Genomic DNA, 2,294 nt, shown 5'->3' on the forward strand with positions numbered 1-2,294 from the left:
GCGGAGTATTACCAGTACATCGCTTCCCTCGTCGCAACATGGCGATTGCAAGGAAAGGACATCTACAACGAGCTGCAAACGTTACTCACACAGGAGCTCTGTCTACAGAGCTAAACAAATACAGAAGGACAATTACCACCGCTTTGCGTTTACCGCTGGCCAGGGCTTCGGGATCGGCGAGATCTGGTTCCTCGCGGATCTTGTCGCGAAAACGCCGCAGATCGCGTCACGGCCATAGTATCTGCTCGGCGGGTTCATCACCGAGCGTTTTGTGGTCTGTTTTCTCCACGGCGCCTTTGTGCTCATCTCTGTGCACTATCTGATAACGGGTCAATTCCGTGGTATCCTGTATGCCATGGGCCTGCATTTTGCCGTCAATTTCCCCCTTTATCTGGCGTATATCACGCGGGATTACATCGCAACGTATATCTGGCAAAGTATCCTCGCGTTCTACGTGATCATCTTCGCGCTGGTGATGCTCGTACTGACTTCACGAATCATCAGCGGGAAGACACGCAGGCTCAAACCGCAGGGATAACGCGCAGATCCCCCTATCGCCCCACGAACTCCGGCTTACGCTTCTCCAGGAACGCTGCGAGCCCTTCGCGCGCATCCTCCGTTTGAAACGCGGCCTCGAAACAGTGCGCCTCGTACTCCAACGCCTGCATCAGATCGAGTTCCAGGCCGGTATTCACGGCAGCCTTGAGTAGCCCCAGCGCTACCGGACTCTGCGATCGTAATTTCGTGAGCAGCCCGTCAACCGTCCGTTCAAGTTCATGCACCGGAACGACCACATTCACGAGCCCCAACTGAGCTGCTTCGGCTGCATCGATCCGTCCGCCGGTCAGAAGTAGCTCCATCGCCTTCGTCTTACCGATCAACCGCGGCAGACGCTGCGTACCGCCGCAACCGGGAATCAATCCCAGTGTCGTCTCCGGCAACCCAAAAACAGCCGTTGCCGCGGCGATCCTGATATCGCACGCCAGTGCCAGCTCCAGCCCCGCGGCCAGGCAGAATCCGTTTATCTTCGCGATCACCGGCTTTCGCATCGCTTCCAGATCGTTGAAGATCCGCTGGATCCGCCGGGACAGCGCCCCTGCCGCTGCAGGCGTCATTGTGCTGAGCTCGGTCAGGTCCGCACCGGCGCAGAAGGCCTTCTCGCCTGCGCCCGTGATCACCACTACACGTACCGCCGGATCGATCGCTGTATCCCTAACGATCAATTCAAGGTCACTCAGAAGACGATCGCCCAGGGCGTTCAATGCCGCTGGTCGGTTCAGGATGATCGTCGCGACCTCGTCCCGCTGCTCCACTACGGCAGCTTTCGTCGCCTCAGGCTCGGATGGCATAGCTCAGTCCCGTCCAGGTGATTGGTTTAAGACGAATAATCGTAGAAGCCTTTCCCTGCTTTTCGGCCCGTCCAGCCCGCGCGCTCCATCTGCACCATCCGGAGCGCGGGCTTGAAGCGCTCGCTTCCGGTCTCTGCGTACATCGCTCTGAGCACTGCGGCCACGATATCGATCCCGATCAGGTCAAGGAGCTGGAACGGGCCCATCGGCCAGTTGAAGCACAAATGCGAGATCTTATCGATGTCCTCGACCGACGCGACCCCTTCCTCGTGCATCCGCACCGCTTCGTTCATCACCAGGCAGATCATACGGCTTACAACGAACCCCGGCGAGTCCTTCACCTCGATCGGCTCCTTGCCCAGCGAGCGCACGAACTCATCGGTCAGCTTTACCGTCTCCTCGGAGGTCATCAGCGATTTGATGATCTCAACGCCGTGGATAAGCGGTGGCGGGTTCATGAAGTGCGTCCCGATCACCTTATCTGGTCGCCGGGTAGCCATCGCCAGGGCAATGATCGGGAACGTCGAGGTGTTCGTGGCGAGAATAGTGTGCTCCGGGCAGATGCGATCCAGGTCCCCGAAGAGCTGTTTCTTCAGCGGTAAATCCTCGTATGCCGCCTCTATAACGAAATCAGCGTCCTTTGCACCCTCTTCGAGGCTCGTCGTCGCTTTTGCGCGTAACGCGCTCATGATACGGGCCACATCCTCGTCCGTTATCCGCCCTCGTTTCACGAAGATCGCGAGCCCGCGCTCTATGTTCTTCAACCCCTTTTCCAGCGACGCTTCACTGCGACTCACTACCGCGGTATCATAACCCGCCTGCGCGCAGATCTGCGCCAGACCACTCCCCATCACGCCGATCCCCACCACACACACGGTTCTTATGGCCATGGCTCTTCCTGTTTCCTTTATCTAGCACTCGATAACGGAGAATATCGGACAGGTA

Annotated in this window: 3 protein-coding genes; 1 reads left to right on the forward strand and 2 read right to left on the reverse strand. The window is 58.1% G+C overall.

Annotation, left to right across the window (positions count from 1 at the left end):
• Positions 1 to 271 precede the first annotated feature (271 nt).
• On the forward strand, positions 272 to 538 hold the full coding sequence (locus ENN68_06785; protein HDS45780.1) for a hypothetical protein: 267 nt from the start codon (positions 272 to 274) through the stop codon (positions 536 to 538).
• A 13-nt stretch (positions 539 to 551) separates the two neighbouring features.
• Here ENN68_06785 and ENN68_06790 read toward each other — a convergent pair whose 3' ends face one another.
• Positions 552 to 1,349, reverse strand: a complete 798-nt coding sequence (locus ENN68_06790) for a hypothetical protein (GenBank protein HDS45781.1) — start codon at positions 1,347 to 1,349, stop codon at positions 552 to 554.
• A 26-nt stretch (positions 1,350 to 1,375) separates the two neighbouring features.
• Positions 1,376 to 2,239: a 3-hydroxyacyl-CoA dehydrogenase family protein gene (locus tag ENN68_06795; GenBank protein ID HDS45782.1), complete on the reverse strand. Its 864-nt coding sequence runs from the start codon at positions 2,237 to 2,239 to the stop codon at positions 1,376 to 1,378.
• Between the last annotated feature and the right edge of the window lie 55 nt (positions 2,240 to 2,294).

It is taken from the genome of Methanomicrobia archaeon (assembly GCA_011049045.1).
In the GTDB taxonomy this organism is placed as follows: Archaea; Halobacteriota; Syntropharchaeia; order Alkanophagales; family Methanospirareceae; genus JACGMN01.

Bases quoted from the DNA above. Each gene is read 5' to 3' on its own strand.
- ENN68_06790 (HDS45781.1), bottom strand. From the start codon at position 1,349: ATGCCATCCGAGCCTGAGGCGACGAAAGCTGCCGTAGTGGAGCAGCGG.
- ENN68_06795 (HDS45782.1), bottom strand. From the start codon at position 2,239: ATGGCCATAAGAACCGTGTGTGTGGTGGGGATCGGCGTGATGGGGAGT.